The 21,778-nt window shown below is 52.5% G+C and carries 20 protein-coding genes; all 20 read left to right on the top strand.

The window, feature by feature from the left end; all coding sequences use genetic code 11:
- Window positions 1–9 precede the first annotated feature (9 nt).
- Window positions 10–468, top strand: coding sequence for a transcriptional regulator AsnC (gene asnC, locus HV355_RS12075; protein ID WP_008500198.1), 459 nt, complete (start codon window positions 10–12; stop codon window positions 466–468).
- 90 nt (window positions 469–558) lie between these two features.
- The gene (gene mioC, locus HV355_RS12070; RefSeq protein WP_089598341.1) at window positions 559–1,008 is read left to right on the top strand and encodes an FMN-binding protein MioC; all 450 of its coding nucleotides are present in this window, start codon (window positions 559–561) and stop codon (window positions 1,006–1,008) included.
- A gap of 374 nt (window positions 1,009–1,382) precedes the next feature.
- Window positions 1,383–3,272, top strand: coding sequence for a tRNA uridine-5-carboxymethylaminomethyl(34) synthesis enzyme MnmG (gene mnmG / locus HV355_RS12065; protein WP_182402026.1), 1,890 nt, complete (start codon window positions 1,383–1,385; stop codon window positions 3,270–3,272).
- Between the two features lie 107 nt (window positions 3,273–3,379).
- A complete protein-coding gene (rsmG, locus tag HV355_RS12060; protein WP_010426599.1) occupies window positions 3,380–4,003 on the top strand; it encodes a 16S rRNA (guanine(527)-N(7))-methyltransferase RsmG in 624 nt (207 codons plus the stop codon).
- Between the two features lie 616 nt (window positions 4,004–4,619).
- On the top strand, window positions 4,620–5,000 hold the full coding sequence (atpI, locus tag HV355_RS12055; protein WP_008500194.1) for a F0F1 ATP synthase subunit I: 381 nt from the start codon (window positions 4,620–4,622) through the stop codon (window positions 4,998–5,000).
- Between the two features lie 8 nt (window positions 5,001–5,008).
- Window positions 5,009–5,824, top strand: a complete 816-nt coding sequence (atpB, locus tag HV355_RS12050) for a F0F1 ATP synthase subunit A (RefSeq protein ID WP_100167517.1) — start codon at window positions 5,009–5,011, stop codon at window positions 5,822–5,824.
- A 49-nt stretch (window positions 5,825–5,873) separates the two neighbouring features.
- The gene (gene atpE / locus HV355_RS12045) at window positions 5,874–6,113 is read left to right on the top strand and encodes a F0F1 ATP synthase subunit C (RefSeq protein ID WP_000429386.1); all 240 of its coding nucleotides are present in this window, start codon (window positions 5,874–5,876) and stop codon (window positions 6,111–6,113) included.
- A 48-nt stretch (window positions 6,114–6,161) separates the two neighbouring features.
- Complete coding sequence (gene atpF, locus HV355_RS12040) at window positions 6,162–6,632, top strand: F0F1 ATP synthase subunit B (RefSeq protein WP_003862370.1); 471 nt, start codon at window positions 6,162–6,164, stop codon at window positions 6,630–6,632.
- A gap of 14 nt (window positions 6,633–6,646) precedes the next feature.
- Window positions 6,647–7,180, top strand: a complete 534-nt coding sequence (atpH, locus tag HV355_RS12035) for a F0F1 ATP synthase subunit delta (protein ID WP_010426590.1) — start codon at window positions 6,647–6,649, stop codon at window positions 7,178–7,180.
- 12 nt (window positions 7,181–7,192) lie between these two features.
- Complete coding sequence (atpA, locus tag HV355_RS12030; RefSeq protein ID WP_010426588.1) at window positions 7,193–8,734, top strand: F0F1 ATP synthase subunit alpha; 1,542 nt, start codon at window positions 7,193–7,195, stop codon at window positions 8,732–8,734.
- 51 nt (window positions 8,735–8,785) lie between these two features.
- The gene (gene atpG / locus HV355_RS12025; protein ID WP_010426586.1) at window positions 8,786–9,649 is read left to right on the top strand and encodes a F0F1 ATP synthase subunit gamma; all 864 of its coding nucleotides are present in this window, start codon (window positions 8,786–8,788) and stop codon (window positions 9,647–9,649) included.
- Between the two features lie 26 nt (window positions 9,650–9,675).
- On the top strand, window positions 9,676–11,058 hold the full coding sequence (gene atpD, locus HV355_RS12020; protein WP_003862362.1) for a F0F1 ATP synthase subunit beta: 1,383 nt from the start codon (window positions 9,676–9,678) through the stop codon (window positions 11,056–11,058).
- 20 nt (window positions 11,059–11,078) lie between these two features.
- A complete protein-coding gene (locus HV355_RS12015) occupies window positions 11,079–11,498 on the top strand; it encodes a F0F1 ATP synthase subunit epsilon (protein ID WP_006177560.1) in 420 nt (139 codons plus the stop codon).
- Window positions 11,499–11,634: 136 nt separating this feature from the next.
- Complete coding sequence (glmU, locus tag HV355_RS12010; protein WP_148400141.1) at window positions 11,635–13,005, top strand: bifunctional UDP-N-acetylglucosamine diphosphorylase/glucosamine-1-phosphate N-acetyltransferase GlmU; 1,371 nt, start codon at window positions 11,635–11,637, stop codon at window positions 13,003–13,005.
- A 239-nt stretch (window positions 13,006–13,244) separates the two neighbouring features.
- Window positions 13,245–15,074, top strand: a complete 1,830-nt coding sequence (gene glmS, locus HV355_RS12005) for a glutamine--fructose-6-phosphate transaminase (isomerizing) (RefSeq protein WP_182402024.1) — start codon at window positions 13,245–13,247, stop codon at window positions 15,072–15,074.
- A 331-nt stretch (window positions 15,075–15,405) separates the two neighbouring features.
- A complete protein-coding gene (locus HV355_RS12000; RefSeq protein WP_108417226.1) occupies window positions 15,406–15,978 on the top strand; it encodes a chaperone-usher fimbrial major subunit in 573 nt (190 codons plus the stop codon).
- An 84-nt stretch (window positions 15,979–16,062) separates the two neighbouring features.
- On the top strand, window positions 16,063–16,749 hold the full coding sequence (locus HV355_RS11995) for a fimbrial chaperone (protein ID WP_108417227.1): 687 nt from the start codon (window positions 16,063–16,065) through the stop codon (window positions 16,747–16,749).
- 24 nt (window positions 16,750–16,773) lie between these two features.
- Window positions 16,774–19,293 (top strand): fimbria/pilus outer membrane usher protein, encoded by a 2,520-nt coding sequence (locus HV355_RS11990; RefSeq protein WP_108417228.1) that lies wholly within the window; start codon window positions 16,774–16,776, stop codon window positions 19,291–19,293.
- 12 nt (window positions 19,294–19,305) lie between these two features.
- The gene (locus HV355_RS11985; protein ID WP_182402022.1) at window positions 19,306–20,364 is read left to right on the top strand and encodes a fimbrial protein; all 1,059 of its coding nucleotides are present in this window, start codon (window positions 19,306–19,308) and stop codon (window positions 20,362–20,364) included.
- 246 nt (window positions 20,365–20,610) lie between these two features.
- A complete protein-coding gene (pstS, locus tag HV355_RS11980; RefSeq protein WP_010426579.1) occupies window positions 20,611–21,651 on the top strand; it encodes a phosphate ABC transporter substrate-binding protein PstS in 1,041 nt (346 codons plus the stop codon).
- Window positions 21,652–21,778: the final 127 nt, after the last annotated feature.

Raw genomic sequence — 21,778 nt, 5'->3', positions numbered from 1 at the left:
GAAAAAGCTATGGAAAATTATCAGATCGACAATCTGGACCGCGGCATCCTCGAGGCCTTAATGGCCAATGCACGCACCGCCTACGCCGAACTGGCGAAACAATTTGGCGTCAGCCCTGGGACGATTCACGTTCGTGTAGAGAAGATGAAACAGGCGGGGATCATTACCGGCGCGCGCATCGACGTCAGCCCAAAGCAGCTGGGTTATGACGTCTGCTGCTTTATCGGCATCATTCTTAAAAGCGCAAAAGACTACCCTTCCGCGCTGGCGAAGCTGAACGCGCTGGATGAAGTCACCGAGGCGTACTACACCACCGGGCATTACAGCATCTTTATAAAGGTGATGTGCCGATCCATCGATGCCCTCCAGCAGGTACTTATCAACAAGATCCAAACAATCGATGAAATTCAGTCCACCGAGACGCTGATCTCCCTGCAAAACCCGATCATGCGTACCATTCGCCCCTGATCGGGCAAACTCATACCCACATTTTCCACAGGTAGATCCCAGCTCGCTCACAGCGTACAATGATCGCCTCTTTATCTGAGCGAGCGATCAATGGCGGACATTACCCTTATCAGTGGCAGCACCCTTGGCGGTGCGGAATACGTGGCGGAACATCTGGCTGAGAAGCTGGAAGATGCAGGCTTTTCGACAGAAACCTTGCACGGGCCGTTACTTGAAGATCTCCCGGCTGACGGGGTCTGGCTGCTGATTACCTCCACGCACGGCGCGGGCGATCTCCCGGATAATCTGCAACCTTTATATGACGAACTGCTGGAACAACAGCCTGACCTGTCAAACGTCCGTTTTGGCGCGGTGGGGATCGGCAGTCGTGAATATGACACCTTCTGCGGTGCCATAGAGAAAGTTGAAGCCGCTGTCACCGCGTGTGGAGCAAAACAGCTGGGTGAAACGCTCAAGATCAACATCCTCGATCACGACATTCCGGAAGATCCGGCCGAGATCTGGCTAGCAGATTGGAAAAATTTACTCAAAAACGATTAAAGATCGCGCGAACAGATGTGGATAACTCTGGTTAAAAGCTCGTATTAACCCGTAGTTATCCAAAGAACAACTCTGGGGATGTTTTTGGCTTGTGTATAAAGTCGCGTTCTGATCCCAGCTTATACGTTTCAGGATCACCGATCATTCACAGCAAACGATCCTTCCTAACCTGATGATCTTATTTGCCGGATCGGACTTATCCACAGCAGACCGCGATCCTAATAAGAGATCACAATAGAACAGATCTCTAAATAAAAAGATCTTCTTTTTAATAGCCCAGGATCCCAATGCTTTCTCGAAAGACTAAAGTTGAGTAGAATCCACGGCCCGGGCTTCAATCCATTTTCATACCGCTTTACGCGAGGCAGACCACCATGTTTTATCAGGATCCTTTTGACGTCATCATCATTGGCGGGGGTCATGCAGGCACTGAGGCCGCAATGGCCGCAGCGCGAATGGGTCAGCAGACCCTGCTTTTGACACACAATATCGACACGCTGGGACAAATGTCCTGTAATCCGGCGATTGGCGGCATTGGGAAAGGACACCTGGTAAAAGAAGTGGATGCACTTGGCGGCCTGATGGCGAAAGCGATCGATCATGCAGGCATCCAGTTTAGGATACTAAACGCGAGTAAAGGGCCTGCTGTTCGTGCGACCCGTGCACAGGCAGACCGCGTGCTTTACCGCCAGGCTGTGCGCACTGCGCTGGAGAACCAGCCGAACCTGATGATCTTCCAGCAGGCTGTTGAAGATCTTATCGTCGAGAACGATCGCGTCGTGGGTGCCGTGACCCAGATGGGTCTCAAGTTCCGCGCAAAAGCGGTTGTGCTGACCGTCGGGACATTCCTGGACGGAAAAATTCATATCGGCCTGGATAACTACAGCGGTGGCCGTGCTGGCGATCCGCCGTCTATCCCGCTGTCACGTCGTCTGCGCGAACTGCCGCTGCGCGTCAGCCGCCTGAAAACCGGTACACCGCCGCGTATTGACGCACGCACCATTGATTTCAGCGTGCTGGCGCAACAGCACGGTGATAATCCGATGCCGGTGTTCTCGTTCATGGGCAATGCGGCTCAGCATCCGCAGCAGGTACCGTGCTACATCACGCACACCAACGAGAAAACCCATGACGTGATCCGCAATAACCTCGATCGTAGCCCAATGTATGCTGGCGTGATCGAAGGGATCGGCCCGCGCTACTGCCCGTCGATCGAAGACAAGGTGATGCGCTTTGCCGATCGTAACCAGCACCAGATCTTCCTGGAGCCGGAAGGGCTGACCTCAAATGAAATTTACCCGAACGGCATCTCCACCAGCCTGCCGTTCGATGTACAGATGCAAATTGTTCGCTCAATGCAGGGCATGGAGAACGCAAAAATTGTTCGCCCTGGCTACGCTATTGAGTACGATTTCTTCGATCCGCGTGACCTGAAGCCAACCCTGGAAAGCAAATTCATCCAGGGTCTGTTCTTCGCGGGCCAGATTAACGGCACGACCGGCTACGAAGAAGCCGCAGCGCAGGGTCTGCTTGCCGGTCTGAACGCCGCCCGCTTCTCTGCCGAGAAAGAGGGCTGGGCACCGGGGCGTTCCCAGGCTTATCTGGGCGTGCTGGTTGACGATCTCTGCACGCTGGGTACCAAAGAACCGTACCGTATGTTTACCTCTCGCGCGGAATATCGCCTGATGCTGCGCGAAGACAACGCCGACCTCCGTCTGACTGAAATGGGCCGCGAGCTGGGTCTGGTGGATGACGAACGCTGGGCGCGTTTTAACGAGAAGCTGGAACGCATTGAGCAGGAGCGTCAGCGTCTGAAAACCACCTGGGTGAATCCACTGGCGGAAACCGCTGCCGAAGTGAATGCTCACTTAACAGCGCCGCTGTCACGTGAAGCCAGCGGCGAAGATCTGCTGCGTCGCCCTGAAGTGACCTACGAGAACCTGGTCAAACTGACCGCGTTCGCGCCGGGCCTGGAAGACGCTGAAGCGGCCGAGCAGGTCGAAATCCAGGTGAAATACGAAGGTTATATCGCGCGTCAGCAAGATGAGATCGAAAAACAGCAGCGCAACGAAAATACGCTGCTGCCGGAAATGCTGGACTACCGCCAAGTAACGGGCCTTTCCAACGAAGTGATCGCTAAGCTGAACGATCACAAACCTGTGTCGATCGGCCAGGCTTCCCGTATCTCCGGCGTCACACCTGCCGCGATTTCGATTCTGCTGGTGTGGCTGAAAAAGCAAGGCATGCTGCGCCGCAGCGCATAATTGACATTGTTTTTGGCGGGTGGCGCTTCGCTGACCCGCCCTACTTATTCGTAGGCCCGGTAAGCGGCAGCGCCACCGAGCGAAAAATCTCTAAACAGGTATCCACCGTGCTCAATAAACTCTCTCGTCTGCTGGATGAAGCAGGTATTTCGCTCACCGATCACCAGAAAAACCAGCTGGTGGCCTATGTCGATATGCTGAACAAATGGAACAAAGCGTACAACCTGACGTCAGTGCGCGATCCCAACGAGATGCTGATACGCCATATTCTCGATAGCATCGTGGTGGCGCCGTATCTGAAGGGGGAGCGCTTTATCGACGTGGGTACGGGACCAGGTTTACCGGGCGTTCCGCTGTCGATTGTTCGTCCTGAAAGCCATTTCACACTGCTGGACAGCCTCGGAAAACGTATTCGCTTCTTGCGCCAGGTTCAGCACGAGCTGAAGCTTGAAAACATCACTCCCGTCCAGAGCAGGGTAGAAGCGTTCCCGGCAGAGCCACCGTTTGATGGGGTGATTAGCCGTGCATTTGCCTCGCTCAACGATATGGTGAGCTGGTGCAAGCATCTGCCTGCGAAGGAAGGGCGTTTTTATGCCCTGAAAGGACTCGTCCCTGAGGACGAAATTGAGCAGCTCCCGGAAGGTTTTGCCGTGGAATCAATTGAAAAATTACAGGTCCCTCACCTTGAAGGTGAGCGTCATCTGGTGATTCTTAAGCCAAACAATTTTTAAAAATTAAATAAAAAATGGGGAATTTGTGCTGTTCTTGTTGTGTTAAAAAGCAGCGCATTTCCGAGCATTATTCTGAGCTAAATTTAACCTTGTTGTTACCATGGATTTTCTTGTAGTTAACGTTGTGGTTATTGTTCACCGTTAAGATAATCAACTGCGAAAATATCAGCCTGCTAAAAGTGAAAAGCGGCAACAAGAAAACAATGTTAAATTTTTATTAAGAATGTCAATAAAAGGTTTTTGTTGTATACAGGGTTGTTTTGAAAATAGTTGCGATATTTTGTCTTTAATTTCATAAGGATGAAATAATCAGATTTACGTCTTTGATAAATACAATCTTATCGTAAATGTGCATTTTGTGATCTCGTGCACGCTTTCTCGCCAACGTTTTCGCGCTGTTTGCAGTTTTGCCTGAAGGTCAACGCGGACGCCAAAAGTTGAAAAACAGCGGCGGGGAAAAATATTTAAACATTTATTCACCTTTTCGCTACTTAATGTTTGAAATCACGGGTGCGCACCGTATAATTTGACCGCTTTTTGATGCTTGACTCTGAGCCTTAAAGGACGTTTTATACGACACGCGGCATACCTCGAAGGGAGCAGGAGTAAAAACGTGATGTCTGTGTCGCTCTTGAGTAGAAACGTTGCTCGTAAGCTTCTGTTCATTCAGTTTCTGGCTGTGATAGCAAGTGGACTGCTGTTTAGCCTCAAAGACCCCTTCTGGGGCATCTCCGCCGTGTGCGGGGGTTTGGCGGTGGTTCTGCCAAACGTGTTGTTTATGATTTTTGCCTGGCGTCATCAGGCGCATACACCCGCCAAAGGCCGCGTGGCCTGGTCCTTCGCCCTCGGCGAAGTGTGTAAGGTGTTGCTGACCTTTGCTCTACTGGTGATGGCGCTGGCGGTTTTGAAAGTGGTATTCATGCCGCTGATAGCAACGTGGGTTTTGGTGCTGGTGGTACAAGTTCTGGCTCCAGCTGTAATCAATAACAAAGGGTAAAAGGCATCATGGCTTCAGAAAATATGACGCCGCAGGATTACATAGGTCACCATCTGAATAACCTTCAGCTGGACCTGCGTACATTCTCGCTGGTGGATCCACATAACCCCCCGGCCACCTTCTGGACGATCAACATCGACTCCATGTTCTTCTCGGTGGTTTTGGGTCTTCTGTTCCTGGCCATGTTCCGCGGTGTTGCTAAACGAGCGACCAGCGGTGTACCAGGGAAATTCCAGACCTTCGTCGAAATGATCATCGGCTTCGTCCATGGCAGCGTGAAAGACATGTACCATGGCAAGAGCAAGCTGATTGCTCCGCTGGCCCTGACCGTGTTCGTTTGGGTCTTCCTGATGAACCTGATGGACCTGCTGCCAATTGACCTGCTGCCGTTCATCGGCGAGCACATCTTCGGCCTGCCTGCGCTGCGTGTTGTACCGTCTGCGGACGTGAACATCACCCTGTCGATGGCACTGGGCGTGTTTATCCTGATTCTTTTCTACAGCATCAAAATGAAAGGCGTAAGCGGCTTTGTGAAAGAGCTTACCTTGCAGCCGTTCAACCACTGGGCGTTTATTCCGGTCAACCTGATCCTGGAAGGCGTTAGCCTGCTGTCCAAACCTGTTTCACTGGGTCTGCGACTGTTCGGCAATATGTATGCGGGTGAGCTGATTTTCATTCTGATCGCGGGTCTTCTGCCGTGGTGGTCACAGTGGATTCTGAATGTGCCATGGGCCATTTTCCACATCCTGATCATTACGCTGCAAGCCTTTATCTTCATGGTTCTGACGATCGTCTATCTGTCGATGGCGTCTGAAGAGCACTGATTTTTTACCAACACTACTACGTTTTAATTGAAACAAACTGGAGACTGTCATGGAAAACCTGAATATGGATCTGCTGTACATGGCTGCCGCTGTGATGATGGGTCTGGCGGCTATCGGTGCTGCGATCGGTATCGGCATCCTCGGGGGCAAATTCCTGGAAGGCGCAGCGCGTCAACCTGATCTGATTCCTCTGCTGCGTACTCAGTTCTTTATCGTTATGGGTCTGGTGGATGCAATCCCAATGATCGCTGTAGGTCTGGGTCTGTACGTGATGTTTGCTGTCGCGTAGTAGTAGTTTTAAAACCCCAAGCCACAGAAATTAAAGAGGTATTGTGCTGTGAACATGAACGCAACAATCCTCGGCCAGGCCATCGCGTTTATTCTCTTTGTCTGGTTCTGCATGAAGTATGTATGGCCGCCTTTAATGGCTGCCATCGAAAAACGTCAGAAAGAAATTGCTGACGGTCTGGCTTCCGCAGAACGCGCTAAGAAAGATTTGGACCTTGCACAGGCCAACGCGACAGACCAGCTGAAAAAAGCGAAAGCTGAAGCTCAGGTAATCATTGAACAGGCTAACAAACGCCGTTCTCAGATCCTGGACGAAGCCAAAGCTGAAGCAGAACAGGAACGTACTAAGATCGTGACACAGGCTCAGGCTGAAATTGAAGCTGAGCGTAAACGTGCTCGTGAAGAACTGCGTAAGCAGGTTGCGATTCTGGCTGTTGCTGGCGCCGAGAAGATCATCGAACGTTCCGTGGATGAAGCTGCTAACAGCGACATCGTGGACAAACTTGTCGCTGAACTGTAAGGAGGGAGGGGCTGATGTCTGAATTTGTTACGGTAGCTCGCCCCTACGCCAAAGCAGCTTTTGACTTTGCTGTCGAACACCAAAATGTCGATCGCTGGCAGGATATGCTGGCGTTTGCCGCTGAGGTGACGAAAAACGAACAAATGGCCGAGTTGCTGTCTGGTGCATTAGCGCCTGATACCCTCGCCGCGTCGTTTATCGCCGTGTGCGGAGAGCAACTGGATGCCAATGGCCAGAACCTGATTAAGGTTATGGCTGAAAATGGTCGTCTCCGTGTGCTCCCGGATGTTCTCGAGCAGTTTGAGCACTTACGTGCGCTGAGTGAAGCGACTGCCGAAGTCGAAGTGACTTCTGCGACTGAACTCAGTACCGAACAGCTTGCGAAAATCACCGCCGCGATGGAAAAACGTCTGTCACGCAAAGTTAAGCTGAATTGCAAAATCGATAAGTCTGTAATGGCAGGCGTAATCATCCGCTCGGGTGATATGGTCATTGATGGCAGCGTACGCGGCCGTCTTGAACGCCTTGCAGACGTCTTGCAGTCTTAAGGGGACTGGAGCATGCAACTGAATTCCACCGAAATCAGCGAACTGATCAAGCAGCGCATTGCTCAGTTCAATGTTGTGAGTGAAGCTCATAACGAAGGTACTATTGTTTCTGTAAGTGACGGTGTTATCCGCATCCACGGCCTGGCCGATTGTATGCAGGGTGAGATGATTTCCCTGCCGGGTAACCGTTACGCTATCGCACTGAACCTGGAGCGCGACTCCGTAGGTGCAGTTGTGATGGGTCCATACGCTGACCTCGCCGAAGGCATGAAGGTTAAGTGTACTGGCCGTATTCTGGAAGTGCCGGTTGGCCGTGGCCTGCTGGGTCGCGTAGTTAACACCCTGGGTGCGCCAATCGACGGTAAAGGTCCGGTTGAGCACGATGGCTTCTCCCCAATCGAAGTTATCGCACCGGGCGTTATCGATCGTCAGTCCGTTGATCAGCCAGTGCAGACTGGTTATAAGTCCGTTGATGCCATGATCCCAATCGGTCGTGGTCAGCGTGAACTGATCATCGGTGACCGTCAGACCGGTAAAACCGCGATGGCAATCGACGCCATCATCAACCAGCGTGACTCCGGCATCAAATGTGTGTACGTGGCTATCGGCCAGAAAGCGTCCACCATTTCCAACGTGGTTCGTAAACTGGAAGAGCACGGCGCGCTGGCTAACACCATCGTTGTTGTGGCGACCGCTTCTGAATCTGCTGCACTGCAATACCTGGCGCCATACGCCGGTTGCGCAATGGGCGAATACTTCCGTGACCGCGGTGAAGATGCGCTGATCGTATACGATGACCTGTCTAAACAGGCTGTTGCTTATCGTCAGGTTTCCCTGCTGCTCCGTCGTCCACCTGGACGTGAAGCATTCCCGGGCGACGTATTCTACCTCCACTCTCGTCTGCTGGAGCGTGCTTCCCGCGTTAACGCGGAATACGTCGAGAACTTCACCAAAGGTGAAGTGAAGGGTCAAACGGGCTCTCTGACGGCTCTGCCGATCATTGAAACCCAGGCGGGTGACGTTTCTGCGTTCGTTCCGACCAACGTAATCTCCATTACCGATGGTCAGATCTTCCTGGAAACCAACCTGTTTAACTCCGGTATTCGTCCGGCGGTTAACCCGGGTATCTCCGTATCCCGTGTTGGTGGTGCTGCTCAGACCAAGATCATCAAGAAACTGTCCGGTGGTATCCGTACCGCGCTGGCACAGTATCGTGAACTGGCTGCGTTCTCTCAGTTCGCATCCGATCTGGACGAAGCAACCCGTAAACAGCTGAGCCACGGTCAGAAAGTGACCGAGCTGCTGAAGCAGAAACAGTACGCGCCAATGTCTGTTGCTCAGCAGGGCCTGGTGCTGTTCGCGGCTGAACGCGGTTACCTCGAAGATGTGGAACTGGCGAAGATCGGTAGCTTCGAAGCCGCTCTGCTGGCTTACGTCGACCGTGATCACGCTCCGCTGATGCAAGAGATCAACCAGACCGGTGGCTATAACGACGAAATCGAAGGCAAGCTGAAAGCTATCCTCGATTCCTTCAAAGCAACCCAGTCCTGGTAATCGTCCGGCGGCTTGTCTCACGACAAGCCGCCTGGCATTGAGGAGAAGCTCATGGCCGGCGCAAAAGAGATACGTAGTAAGATCGCAAGCGTCCAGAACACGCAAAAGATCACTAAAGCGATGGAGATGGTCGCCGCTTCCAAAATGCGTAAATCGCAGGATCGCATGGCGGCCAGCCGTCCTTATGCAGATACCATGCGCAAAGTGATTGGTCACCTTGCGAACGGTAATCTGGAATATAAGCACCCTTACCTGGAAGAACGCGACGTTAAGCGCGTGGGCTACCTGGTGGTGTCGACCGACCGTGGTCTGTGCGGCGGCTTGAACATTAACCTGTTCAAAAAACTGCTGGCGGATATGAAAGCATGGTCCGAGAAAGGCGTTCAGTGCGATATCGCAATGATCGGCTCTAAGGGCGTTTCTTTCTTTAACTCCGTGGGTGGCAACATTGTCGCTCAGGTGACCGGTATGGGTGATAACCCGTCCCTGTCCGAACTGATCGGTCCGGTTAAAGTGATGTTGCAGGCCTACGATGAAGGCCGTCTGGACAGACTGTATGTTGTCAGCAACAAATTTATTAACACGATGTCTCAGGTTCCAACGCTCACTCAAATGTTGCCTTTACCGGCATCAGAAGATGACGAGTTGAAGCAAAAAGCCTGGGATTACCTGTATGAACCTGATCCGAAACCGCTGCTGGATACCCTGCTGCGTCGTTACGTTGAATCACAGGTTTATCAGGGTGTTGTAGAAAACCTGGCCAGCGAGCAGGCCGCACGTATGGTGGCGATGAAAGCCGCGACCGACAATGGCGGCAGCCTGATTAAAGAGCTGCAGTTGGTATACAACAAAGCTCGTCAGGCCAGCATTACTCAGGAACTCACCGAGATCGTCGGTGGTGCATCCGCGGTATAACCAGGTTAATTCGTAGAGGATTCAAGATGGCTACTGGAAAAATTGTCCAGGTAATCGGCGCCGTGGTTGACGTCGAGTTCCCTCAGGATGCCGTACCGCGCGTGTACGATGCTCTTGAGGTACAGAATGGTAACGAGAGCCTGGTGCTGGAAGTTCAGCAGCAGCTCGGTGGTGGTATCGTGCGTACCATCGCAATGGGTTCTTCCGACGGTCTGCGTCGTGGTCTGGAAGTCAAAGACCTTGAGCACCCGATCGAAGTCCCGGTAGGTAAAGCAACACTGGGTCGTATCATGAACGTATTGGGTCAACCAATCGACATGAAAGGCGACATCGGTGAAGAAGAGCGTTGGGCTATCCACCGCGCAGCACCTTCCTACGAAGAGCTGTCAAGCTCTCAGGAACTGCTGGAAACCGGTATCAAAGTTATCGACTTGATGTGTCCGTTCGCGAAGGGCGGTAAAGTCGGTCTGTTCGGTGGTGCGGGTGTAGGTAAAACTGTAAACATGATGGAGCTGATCCGTAACATCGCGATCGAGCACTCCGGTTATTCTGTGTTTGCGGGCGTGGGTGAGCGTACTCGTGAGGGTAACGACTTCTACCACGAAATGACCGACTCCAACGTTCTGGACAAAGTTTCCCTGGTTTACGGCCAGATGAACGAGCCACCAGGAAACCGTCTGCGCGTTGCGCTGACCGGTCTGACTATGGCTGAGAAGTTCCGTGACGAAGGCCGTGACGTTCTGCTGTTCGTTGATAACATCTACCGTTACACCCTGGCCGGTACTGAAGTATCTGCACTGCTGGGTCGTATGCCTTCAGCGGTTGGTTATCAGCCTACGCTGGCGGAAGAGATGGGTGTTCTTCAGGAACGTATCACCTCTACCAAAACCGGTTCTATCACCTCCGTTCAGGCGGTATACGTACCTGCGGATGACTTGACTGACCCATCTCCAGCAACCACCTTTGCGCACTTAGATGCAACCGTGGTACTGAGCCGTCAGATCGCGTCTCTGGGTATCTACCCAGCCGTTGACCCGCTGGACTCCACCAGCCGTCAGCTGGATCCACTGGTTGTTGGTCAGGAACACTACGACACCGCGCGTGGCGTACAGTCCCTGCTGCAGCGTTACCAGGAACTGAAAGATATCATCGCCATCCTGGGTATGGATGAACTGTCTGAAGAAGACAAACTGGTGGTAGCACGTGCGCGTAAGATCCAGCGCTTCCTGTCCCAGCCGTTCTTCGTTGCGGAAGTATTCACCGGTTCTCCGGGTAAATACGTTTCCCTGAAAGACACCATCCGTGGCTTTAAAGGCATCATGGAAGGCGAATACGATCACCTGCCAGAGCAGGCGTTCTACATGGTTGGTTCCATCGAAGAAGCCGTGGAAAAAGCCAAAAAACTTTAACGCCTTAATCGGAGGGTGATATGGCAATGACTTACCACCTGGACGTCGTCAGCGCAGAGCAACAAATGTTCTCTGGTCTGGTCGAGAAAATCCAGGTAACGGGTAGTGAAGGTGAACTGGGTATTTTCCCGGGTCACGCACCGCTGCTCACCGCCATTAAGCCTGGTATGATCCGCATCGTTAAACAGTTCGGTCATGAAGAGTTTATTTATCTTTCCGGCGGCATTCTTGAAGTGCAGCCTGGCAGTGTGACCGTTCTGGCCGATACCGCTATTCGTGGCCAGGATCTCGACGAAGCGCGAGCCCTGGAATCGAAGCGTAAGGCTGAAGAGCACATTAGCAGCTCTCATGGTGACGTGGATTACGCTCAGGCGTCTGCGGAGCTGGCCAAAGCGATCGCGAAACTGCGCGTTATCGAGTTGACCAAAAAAGCGATGTAACACCGGCTTGAAAAGCTCAAAAGCCAGTCTGGATACCAGGCTGGCTTTTTTTTTGCCTTAATTCATGATGAAAAAGATGTAGAATTTTAAGCATCAAACGTTTTTACTTCTCACTCAAACTACCGTCAGGATGCGTATGTCAAACAGTGCGATGAGCGTGGTGATCCTTGCCGCTGGCAAAGGTACCCGCATGTATTCCGATCTGCCTAAAGTGCTTCACACGTTGGCAGGAAAGCCAATGGTGCAGCATGTCATTGATGCAGCAAATGAATTGGGCGCTCGTCAGGTAAACCTGGTCTACGGCCACGGTGGCGATTTACTGAAAAAGACGCTGTGTGACGACAAGCTCAACTGGGTGCTTCAGGCTGAACAGCTGGGAACTGGCCATGCGATGCAGCAGGCGGCCCCGTTCTTTGCCGATGACGAAGACATTCTGATGCTGTACGGCGATGTCCCGCTGATCTCCGTTGAAACCCTGACCCGCCTGCGTGAAGCTAAACCCCAGGGCGGTATTGGCCTTCTCACCGTCGTACTGGACGACCCGAGCGGCTATGGCCGCATAACCCGCGAAAACGGCAAGGTGACCGGCATCGTAGAACACAAAGATGCCAGCGAAGAACAGCGCCAGATCCCGGAAATTAACACCGGTATCCTGATTGCCAACGGCGCGGATATGAAACGCTGGCTGTCTCAGCTCAACAACAATAATGCGCAGGGTGAATACTACATCACCGATATCATTGCGATGGCGTATCACGAAGGGCGTGAAATTGCTGCCGTTCATCCGGCGCGTATCAGCGAAACGGACGGCGTGAACAACCGTCTCCAGCTTTCCCGTCTTGAGCGTATTTATCAGTCCGAGCAGGCCGAAAAGCTGCTTCTTGCGGGTGTGATGCTTCGCGATCCGGCACGTTTCGATCTGCGCGGTACCCTGTCGCACGGGCGTGACGTTGAGATTGATACTAACGTCATCGTTGAAGGCAACGTCACGCTGGGTAACCGCGTCAAAATTGGCACCGGCTGCGTGATTAAAAACAGCGTTATCGGTGATGACTGCGAAATTAGCCCGTACAGCGTGGTGGAAGATGCCCGTCTGGATGTAGCTTGTACTATCGGCCCGTTTGCACGCCTGCGCCCGGGTGCTGAGCTGCTGGAAGGCTCACATGTTGGTAACTTCGTGGAAATGAAAAAAGCGCGTCTGGGTAAAGGCTCGAAAGCCGGTCATCTGACCTATCTGGGCGATGCGGAAATTGGCGACAACGTGAACATCGGCGCGGGAACCATTACCTGCAACTATGACGGTGCCAACAAGTTTAAAACCATCATCGGTGATGACGTGTTCGTTGGCTCCGATACGCAGCTGGTGGCGCCTGTTACCGTGGGTAACGGCGTGACCATTGCTGCTGGAACAACCGTTACGCGCGATGTGGCCGCGAACGAGCTGGTGTTAAGCCGCGTTCCGCAGGTCAACAAGCAGGGCTGGAAACGCCCGGTGAAGAAGAAGTAACAAATTTACCCCCTCACCCTAACCCTCTCCCCACAGGGGAGAGGGGATCGTTCGGTGCGGTGTTTTTCTCCCTCGCCCCTTTGGGGAGAGGGCCGGGGTGAGGGGATAATATAATCCTCCCCCCACAAGCAGTACCCATAAAAATAACCCCACTCTCTACAAGGCTCGGGGCGCCCGGAAAGGGTAAATACAGGTCAGCGACAACGCAGGCATCATGCCTAAATTCGGAATCTAAAACTATGTGTGGAATTGTTGGCGCAGTTGCGCAGCGTGATATTGCTGAAATCCTTCTCGAAGGTTTACGTCGTCTGGAATACCGTGGCTACGACTCTGCCGGTTTGGCTGTCGTTGATGCAGAAGGTCATATGACCCGTCTGCGCCGTCTCGGTAAAGTGCAGATGCTGGCCCAGGCCGCGGAAGAACACCCGCTGCACGGTGGTACCGGTATTGCGCATACCCGCTGGGCGACGCACGGCGAACCGTCTGAAGGTAACGCGCACCCGCATGTGTCTGAACACATCGTGGTCGTGCACAACGGCATTATCGAAAACCACGAACCGCTGCGCGAAGAACTGAAAGCGCGCGGCTACACCTTCGTCTCTGAAACTGACACCGAAGTGATTGCTCACCTGGTGCACTGGGAGCTGGAGCAGGGCGGCACACTGCGTGAAGCGGTACTGCGCGCCATTCCTCAGCTGCGCGGTGCCTACGGTACGGTGATCATGGATTCCCGCGACCCGTCTACGCTGCTGGCTGCGCGTTCCGGTAGCCCGATGGTTATCGGTCTGGGCATGGGTGAAAACTTCATCGCTTCTGACCAGCTGGCGCTCCTGCCGGTTACCCGTCGCTTTATCTTCCTGGAAGAGGGGGATATCGCGGAAGTGACCCGTCGCAGCGTGACCGTATTCGATACCAAAGGCGAGCAGGTAAAACGCCAGGAGATCGAATCTAACCTGCAGTACGACGCGGGCGACAAAGGCACGTACCGTCACTACATGCAGAAAGAGATCTACGAGCAGCCAAACGCCATCAAAAACACCCTTACCGGGCGCATTAGCCACGGTGAAGTGGATCTGAGCGAGCTGGGCGCAAACGCCAACGAACTGCTCGGCAAGGTCGAGCATATTCAGATCGTGGCCTGTGGCACCTCCTACAACTCCGGTATGGTCTCTCGCTACTGGTTTGAATCCCTGGCGGGCGTGCCGTGCGACGTGGAAATCGCGTCTGAATTCCGCTATCGCAAATCCGCGGTGCGCCGTAACAGCCTGATGATCACCCTTTCCCAGTCCGGCGAAACGGCAGACACGCTGGCAGCGCTGCGCCTGTCTAAAGAGCTCGGTTACCTGGGTTCGCTGGCCATCTGTAACGTCCCAGGCTCATCGCTGGTGCGTGAGTCCGATCTGGCGCTGATGACCAAAGCGGGTACCGAAATCGGCGTGGCCTCCACGAAAGCCTTTACCACTCAGCTGACCGTTCTGCTGATGCTGGTGGCGAAACTGGCGCGTCTGAAAGGCGAAGATGCTTCCGTTGAGCACGACATCGTTCACGGCCTGCAGGCGCTGCCGAGCCGTATTGAGCAGATGCTGTCTCAGGACAAACGCATTGAAGCGCTGGCTGAAGACTTCTCTGACAAACATCACGCCCTGTTCCTGGGTCGTGGCGATCAGTATCCGATTGCGCTGGAAGGCGCGCTGAAGCTGAAAGAGATCTCTTACATCCACGCTGAAGCCTATGCGGCAGGCGAGCTGAAACACGGCCCGCTGGCGCTGATCGATGCAGATATGCCGGTCATCGTTGTGGCACCTAACAACGAACTGCTGGAAAAACTGAAATCCAACATCGAAGAAGTGCGCGCCCGCGGCGGTGTCCTGTACGTCTTCGCTGATAAAGATGCCGGTTTCGCCAGCAGTGATAACATGCACATCATCGAGATGCCGCACGTTGAAGAGGTGATTGCACCGATCTTCTACACCGTTCCGCTGCAGCTTCTGGCCTATCACGTGGCGCTGATCAAAGGCACCGACGTTGACCAGCCGCGTAACCTGGCGAAATCCGTCACCGTAGAATAATCATTCGACACATAATGGAAAAAGCCTCGCATGAAAATGTGAGGCTTTTTTATTACGACCTAAATTTATTCCTAAAAAGTATTAACTGTTATTTGTGTCTGTTTCTGAATATGTCTTTTGGACTAATATAAGGAATGTTAACCCCTTTCAACTCTTTAATTAATCAGCATTTATTTTATCAAGTTATTTTATTTATCTTTTCATTTAATTTTTTCTTACCTGCCACCGATTTTGTTTGTGAATCTTAATGAAATATAATCTCATTCAGGCGGAGATTCTTTCGCTGATATTTTTTTTATGAATGAATTAATCATGATTTAACGGAGTGGTAATGAAACGTAATTGGATTACAGGTTCTTTTGTTCTGTGCTCACTGTTTATGGCAAACCAGGCGCTCGCGTCTGATGGCGTGGTGCATTTTACCGGTGAGGTTATCGACAGCACCTGTGAAGTCACCACGGATACTATTGGCCAGACCGTCGCCCTGGGTAAGGTGAACCGATCGGCTTTTGGCTCGATAGTAGGCTCCACTGCGGCCCCAACCGAATTTAGCATTAAGCTGGAAAAATGTCCGGCCACGTACACTCAGGCGGCAGCGCGTTTTGACGGCACCGAAGCCTCTGACGGCAATGGCGATTTAGCCATTGGCACCCCGATAACTGCATCGACTCCAGGCGACTATACCGGTGAGGGAACAGAGACCGCGGCGACGGGCGTGGCAATTCGTATCTATAACCGCGCTGATAATTCACAGGTTAAGCTGTACAAAGATTCCTCTTATACAACCATTGATTCAGGAAATGCTGAGCTGAAATTTATCGCGCGTTATATCGCGACTTCTGCCGATGTTACGCCAGGCACAGCTAACGCTGATTCACAGTTCACCATCGAATACATGAAGTAATCGATTTTCGCCCGGGCCTGCTGACGTTAAAAGCGAGAGTACTGGCGAATTTTCCTTTAGCAGGCTCATTTCACGGATGAAATTATGTTGTGCAACTTTATTAAGTCACTGTTCGTTGTTATTTGTCTTTTGAATATGTCTCTATCCTACGCTGGGGTTATTATCGGCGGCACCCGCGTGATTTTTAATAGCGATCGCGCTGATGAAACGTTTTCTATCTTCAATAAAGAGACAAACGTCCCCTACCTGATCCAGGTTTGGGTTGAGCCATTTGATAAAAAAGAGACTACCCCACCTCCCTTCACGGCTATTCCACCGGTTTCACGTCTGGAGCCGCAGCAGGAAAAAATCCTGCGCATTATTAAAACCAAGGGAGCGCTTCCCGAAGATCGGGAATCGGTTTTCTGGCTGAATATCAAAAATATTCCGCCATCCGGGAGCAGTGCGGATAGCAACACGATGGAAATTGCCATTAAAACCCGAATCAAACTGTTCTGGCGCCCGGTGGCGCTCAATATGACGCCCGAAAAAGCGTATATGAAGGTAAAATGGCAGCGCGTAGGAAACCATCTGCAAATAGAAAATCCTGCTCCAATTCATATCAACGTGATGGACGTGTTCGTCGACGGCAAAGAAATTCCGCTCAATATGCTTAAACCCTTCGAGAAGCTAGCGCTGCCTTTACCCGCAGGCGCGGCTGGTAAAGCGCTTCGTTGGCGTTTTATCAATGATTACGGTGCGATTAGCGAGCCTCTGAATCTCTCCCTTTAAGTGCAAAACAAGGAATGATGCGAGATGGCCGGTTCACCTGTTCACGTTCTCTTTGCCTCCGGGGCGCTGCTCCTGCTGGCTTGCCAGCTACAGGCGAAAGAAGCCTTCTTTAACCCCGCCTTGCTGGAGATTGACCATCCGGCGGGTATTGATATTCATCAGTTCGATCGTGCAAACACGCTGCCACCCGGCACGTACAAAGTGGATATCCTTATTAACGGGAAAAAACGTGAGCGCCGCGAGGTCACATTTATAGCGGATAAGCAGGAGGGGGAGATCCAGCCCTGCTTCACCCACCTGTCCAGCCAGCTAAAAGCGTTCGGTGTAAAAGCGGATGCCATCAAAGCGCTTACAAACATTGATGACGATGCCTGCGTCGCGCCGGGGCCGCTTGTTGAAGGTTCCGTATGGCAGTTCGATACGGACAAACTGACGCTCAATATTGTGATACCGCAGATTTGGCTGGACAACTATGCCATGGGCTATATCAGCCCCGAACGCTGGGACCAGGGGATCAATGCGCTTTCGGTTAATTATGACTTTTCAGGCTCCCATACCGTACGCTCTGATTACGACGACACGGCGGATAGCTATTACCTCAACCTGCAAAATGGTCTGAATCTCGGCGCCTGGCGGGTACGTAACTACAGTACGTTGAGCGCTGAAGGCGGCAATGCTGAATATCACTCCGTCAGCTCGTGGCTACAGCGTGATATTCCCGGGCTGCGCAGCCAGTTCATGGTGGGCGATACCTGGTCGGCAAGCGATGTTTTTGATGGTGCCAGACTGCGCGGGGTGCGGCTTTACACCGATGATGACATGCTGCCCGCCAGCATGAACGGCTTCGCACCTGTGGTGCGCGGCGTAGCGAAAAGCAACGCCATGGTGACGATCAAGCAAAACGGTTACGTCATCTATCAGTCTGCCGTACCGCAAGGAGCGTTTGCCCTTACCGATCTCAATACCACCAGCTCGGGTGGGGATTTGGACGTGACCATCAAAGAAGAGGACGGCAGCGAGCAACATTTTATCCAGCCTTATGCTTCGCTGGCCATTCTGAAACGTGAAGGTCAAACCGACTTCGACGTCAGCATTGGCGAAATGCGGGAAGACAATCGCTTTACCCCAAACGTTATGCAGGCGCAAATCATGCGCGGGCTGCCAGCCGGCATCACGCTTTATGGCGGCGTGCAATTGGCGGACGAGTACCGCGCGGCGGCGCTGGGTGTGGGTAAAGATCTGGGCGCGTTTGGCGCGCTTTCTATGGACGTGACGCAGGCGAAAGCCCGGTTTGATGACGGCGATGAATCCCAGGGGCAATCCTATCGTTTCTTATACTCCAAGCGTATTGATGCCACCGACACGAATTTCAGGCTGGTGGGCTACCGCTATTCTACTCAGGGTTTTTATACCCTCAACGAGTGGTCATCGCGTCAGGGGGATGAAAGTAATTTTTGGGAAACGGGCAACCGCCGTAGCCGTCTGGAGGGAACATGGACTCAGTCTTTTGGACGCGGCTGGGGGAACGTTTATCTGACGCTGAGCCGTCAACAGTACTGGCAAACGGAGGCGGTAGAACGCTTGATCCAGACTGGCTACAGCAACAATCTCGGCATGGTTTCCTGGAACGTGTCGTGGAGCTACACCGATAGCGCGACGCACCACGACAGTGCCAGCGAAGATGAGGATAACAACGGGGGCGAAAACATCTTTATGTTTTCTCTTTCGGTTCCGCTGTCCGGCTGGGTGAAAAACAGTTACCTCAACTATGCCATGACGCAAAACGACAGCGCGCAGGCATCCCATCAGGTGGGGTTAAGTGGAACGCTGCTGGAGCGGGATAATCTCTCGTATAACCTGCAACAATCCTGGACAGGCGATAGCGCAGCGGATGCCAGCAACCTTGCGATGACCTATAACGGCACTTACGGCACGCTGGACGGCAGCTACGCCTACAGTGCAAATGCCGAACACCTTAATTTCGGCGCGCGCGGGGGCGTTATTGTGCACGGTGAAGGCGTCACGTTCTCGCAGCAGCTTGGAGAGACGGTTGCGCTGATCAAAACGCCCGGTGCGTCGGGGCTAGCCGTTGAAAACACCTCTGGCGTGGCCACCGACTGGCGCGGTTATGCGGTGAAAACCCAGCTTAATCCTTATGACGAAAACCGGGTGGCCATCGACAACGACTATTTCTCCCGAGCCAACGTGGAGCTTGAAAACAGCGTGATCGATCTTGTGCCGACCCGCGGTGCGATTGTCAAAGCAGAGTTTCTGACCCACCTGGGTTATCGGGTGCTATTCAACGTCATACTGGCAAACGGCAAGCCTGCACCGTTTGGTGCCGTCGCGAACGGCGAAAGTAAAGGTGAGCTGCTGACGGGCATCGTGGGAGAAAACGGGCAGCTTTACCTGTCTGGCGTTCCGGAAGAGGGATCTTTTGCGCTGCGGTGGGGGGCGGGTAACGTCGTGGAATGCCGGGCACCGTTCCATATTTCTCCCCAGACCGGAGCGTCGCTGGTCCAACAAACCGTCGTATGTAACTAAAAAGGATTTTAGATGAAGAGCTTATTTATCGCTGGCCTGCTGATACTAGCCAGCCCGACGGCGTTCGCTGAGGTGGCAGGAACCTGCACGACCATTTCAGGAACACATGTGCTTAACCTGAATTTTCCGCAAACGAGTATTAGCGCGAAAGATAACGTTCCGGGAAAAACGATGGTGGATATCGCCGAAGCGACGGCCAGCGACAGCTATCAGGTCAACTGTTCCTGCGATTCAAAGCACCGGCTTAATAAGGGATTTTCGGCAATCTACTACACAGCGGATCCAACTGGCGGTCTCGTATTTGATAAAAAGATTGGTGAGGTCTCTTATTACAATCTTAATGAATATCTCGATGTCGGCGTAAAGATCTTCATCAAAAACGTGGGTTACACTGCAATTCCTTTTGAGCACGTTTCGAACCGCAGTACAGCCTCTCACACCTGTGGCTCGTCAAACGATATTACGCTTGATACCGGAACGTCTTCGATGCTCTCGTTTTATATTCGAAAATCGATCACCGGATTGGTCACAATTCCTCTGACCGATGTCGCCCTCGTCTACGGCGGAATATCTAATGATTTGCCCAGGGGAGAGGCGATCGCAAAAGTCAGGATCAAAGGCTCAATCATTGCGTCCCAGCAGTGTGAAATTAACGACGGGCAGGTGATTAATATCGATTTTGGTCAGATCCCCGCCTCTGAATTTTCCGCCACGCCCGGCACATCGATAACCAGTAAAAAAATTGAGAAAACCGTTACGGTGAGTTGTTCCGGCCTGGACCGCTCGCAAAAGGTGAATGCTGATTTTAACGCTACGGCAGCCAGCGCCGACAACACGATGGTTTCTACGTCAAACAACAACGTGGGGATCAAAATCTACGATACAAACGGCGACCCGGTGATGGTGAACGGCGGCGCGCTCAAAACGGAGATGGGTTCTACAAGCTTTATTGGCGGAAAAAGTAACGGTACTATTACGTTCTCTGCCGCCCCGGCCAGCGCTACCGGAGCCAGACCGACGCCCGGCACGTTTAACGCAGATGCCACCATAACCCTGGAATTTTCAAACTGAACTCATGACGGCTGTTGATGACAGCCGTTGTCATATTTCGCCGGATAGACCACACTTACTGCAACTAATGTGACAAAAATATTACCGCCTATTGAATAAAAGAATAAATTATTCAAAGGGTTATGGTAATGATTTGCACTGTCATAAAAATGTCATAATTCGTACATTTATCTGTCACCTGTTTGTCCTATTTTGCTCATCGTAGCCACTTAAACAATGATTTACGAAATCCTTGCAGGAGACATTATGAAAGTTATGCGTACCACTGTCGCAACTGTTGTCGCCGCGACCTTATCGATGAGCGCTTTCTCTGCATTCGCAGCAGCAAGCCTGACTGGCGCTGGTGCAACCTTCCCTGCGCCGGTGTATGCCAAATGGGCAGATACCTACCAGAAAGAAACCGGTAACAAGGTTAACTATCAGGGTATCGGCTCCTCCGGTGGCGTAAAACAAATTACCGCGAATACCGTAGATTTCGGTGCGTCAGATGCCCCTCTGTCTGATGAAAAACTGAATCAGGAAGGCCTGTTCCAGTTCCCGACAGTGATCGGCGGCGTTGTGCTGGCCGTCAACATCCCTGGCCTGAAGTCAGGCGAGCTGGTGCTGGACGGCAAAACCCTGGGTGACATCTACCTGGGTAAAATCAAAAAATGGGATGACGAAGCCATCACCAAATTGAACCCGGGCGTTAAGCTGCCTTCGCAGAATATCGCTGTGGTTCGTCGTGCAGACGGTTCCGGTACCTCCTTCGTCTTCACCAGCTATCTGGCGAAAGTGAACGAAGAGTGGAAATCTAAAGTCGGCTCCGGCTCTACCGTTAACTGGCCTACCGGTCTGGGCGGTAAAGGTAACGACGGTATCGCCGCGTTCGTACAGCGTCTGCCAGGCTCCATCGGTTACGTAGAATACGCTTACGCTAAGCAGAACAACCTGGCTTACACCAAACTGGTTTCAGCTGACGGTAAACCGGTTAGCCCGACCGAAGAGAACTTCGCTAACGCCGCAAAAGGCGCTGACTGGAGCAAATCCTTCGCGCAGGACCTGACTAACCAGAAAGGTGACGACGCGTGGCCAATCACCTCTACGACGTTCATTCTGATTCACAAAGATCAGAAGAAACCAGAGCAGGGTACTGAAGTGCTGAAGTTCTTCGATTGGGCATACAAAAATGGTGGCAAACAGGCTAACGACCTGGATTACGCCAGCCTGCCAGACAGCGTGGTTGAGCAGATTCGTGCTGCATGGAAAACCAACGTGAAAGACAGCAGCGGTAAAGCGCTGTACTAACAGGATATATTTAACGAAGATGGCGGGTGGCGCTGCGCTTACCCGCCCTACGGTTTAATCTGTAGGCCCGGTAAGCGTCAGCGCCACCGGGCATATTCGTAAAAACGTCTCAAACAGAAGAGTGATT

The sequence above is a fragment of the Enterobacter sp. RHBSTW-01064 genome (genome assembly GCF_014103035.1).
GTDB lineage: Bacteria > Pseudomonadota > Gammaproteobacteria > Enterobacterales > Enterobacteriaceae > Enterobacter > Enterobacter mori.
Note: the sequence above shows the minus strand (reverse complement) of the source record. Positions and strands in the feature narration are given on the sequence as shown.

Coding starts and splice junctions, on each gene's coding strand:
- pstS (WP_010426579.1), top strand. CDS start 20,611: ATGAAAGTTATGCGTACCACTGTCGCAACTGTTGTCGCCGCGACCTTA.
- glmU (WP_148400141.1), top strand. CDS start 11,635: ATGTCAAACAGTGCGATGAGCGTGGTGATCCTTGCCGCTGGCAAAGGT.
- mioC (WP_089598341.1), top strand. CDS start 559: ATGGCGGACATTACCCTTATCAGTGGCAGCACCCTTGGCGGTGCGGAA.
- HV355_RS12000 (WP_108417226.1), top strand. CDS start 15,406: ATGAAACGTAATTGGATTACAGGTTCTTTTGTTCTGTGCTCACTGTTT.
- atpD (WP_003862362.1), top strand. CDS start 9,676: ATGGCTACTGGAAAAATTGTCCAGGTAATCGGCGCCGTGGTTGACGTC.
- atpG (WP_010426586.1), top strand. CDS start 8,786: ATGGCCGGCGCAAAAGAGATACGTAGTAAGATCGCAAGCGTCCAGAAC.
- atpE (WP_000429386.1), top strand. CDS start 5,874: ATGGAAAACCTGAATATGGATCTGCTGTACATGGCTGCCGCTGTGATG.
- mnmG (WP_182402026.1), top strand. CDS start 1,383: ATGTTTTATCAGGATCCTTTTGACGTCATCATCATTGGCGGGGGTCAT.
- atpA (WP_010426588.1), top strand. CDS start 7,193: ATGCAACTGAATTCCACCGAAATCAGCGAACTGATCAAGCAGCGCATT.
- asnC (WP_008500198.1), top strand. CDS start 10: ATGGAAAATTATCAGATCGACAATCTGGACCGCGGCATCCTCGAGGCC.
- glmS (WP_182402024.1), top strand. CDS start 13,245: ATGTGTGGAATTGTTGGCGCAGTTGCGCAGCGTGATATTGCTGAAATC.
- atpH (WP_010426590.1), top strand. CDS start 6,647: ATGTCTGAATTTGTTACGGTAGCTCGCCCCTACGCCAAAGCAGCTTTT.
- atpB (WP_100167517.1), top strand. CDS start 5,009: ATGGCTTCAGAAAATATGACGCCGCAGGATTACATAGGTCACCATCTG.
- HV355_RS11995 (WP_108417227.1), top strand. CDS start 16,063: ATGTTGTGCAACTTTATTAAGTCACTGTTCGTTGTTATTTGTCTTTTG.
- HV355_RS12015 (WP_006177560.1), top strand. CDS start 11,079: ATGGCAATGACTTACCACCTGGACGTCGTCAGCGCAGAGCAACAAATG.
- HV355_RS11985 (WP_182402022.1), top strand. CDS start 19,306: ATGAAGAGCTTATTTATCGCTGGCCTGCTGATACTAGCCAGCCCGACG.
- atpI (WP_008500194.1), top strand. CDS start 4,620: ATGTCTGTGTCGCTCTTGAGTAGAAACGTTGCTCGTAAGCTTCTGTTC.
- HV355_RS11990 (WP_108417228.1), top strand. CDS start 16,774: ATGGCCGGTTCACCTGTTCACGTTCTCTTTGCCTCCGGGGCGCTGCTC.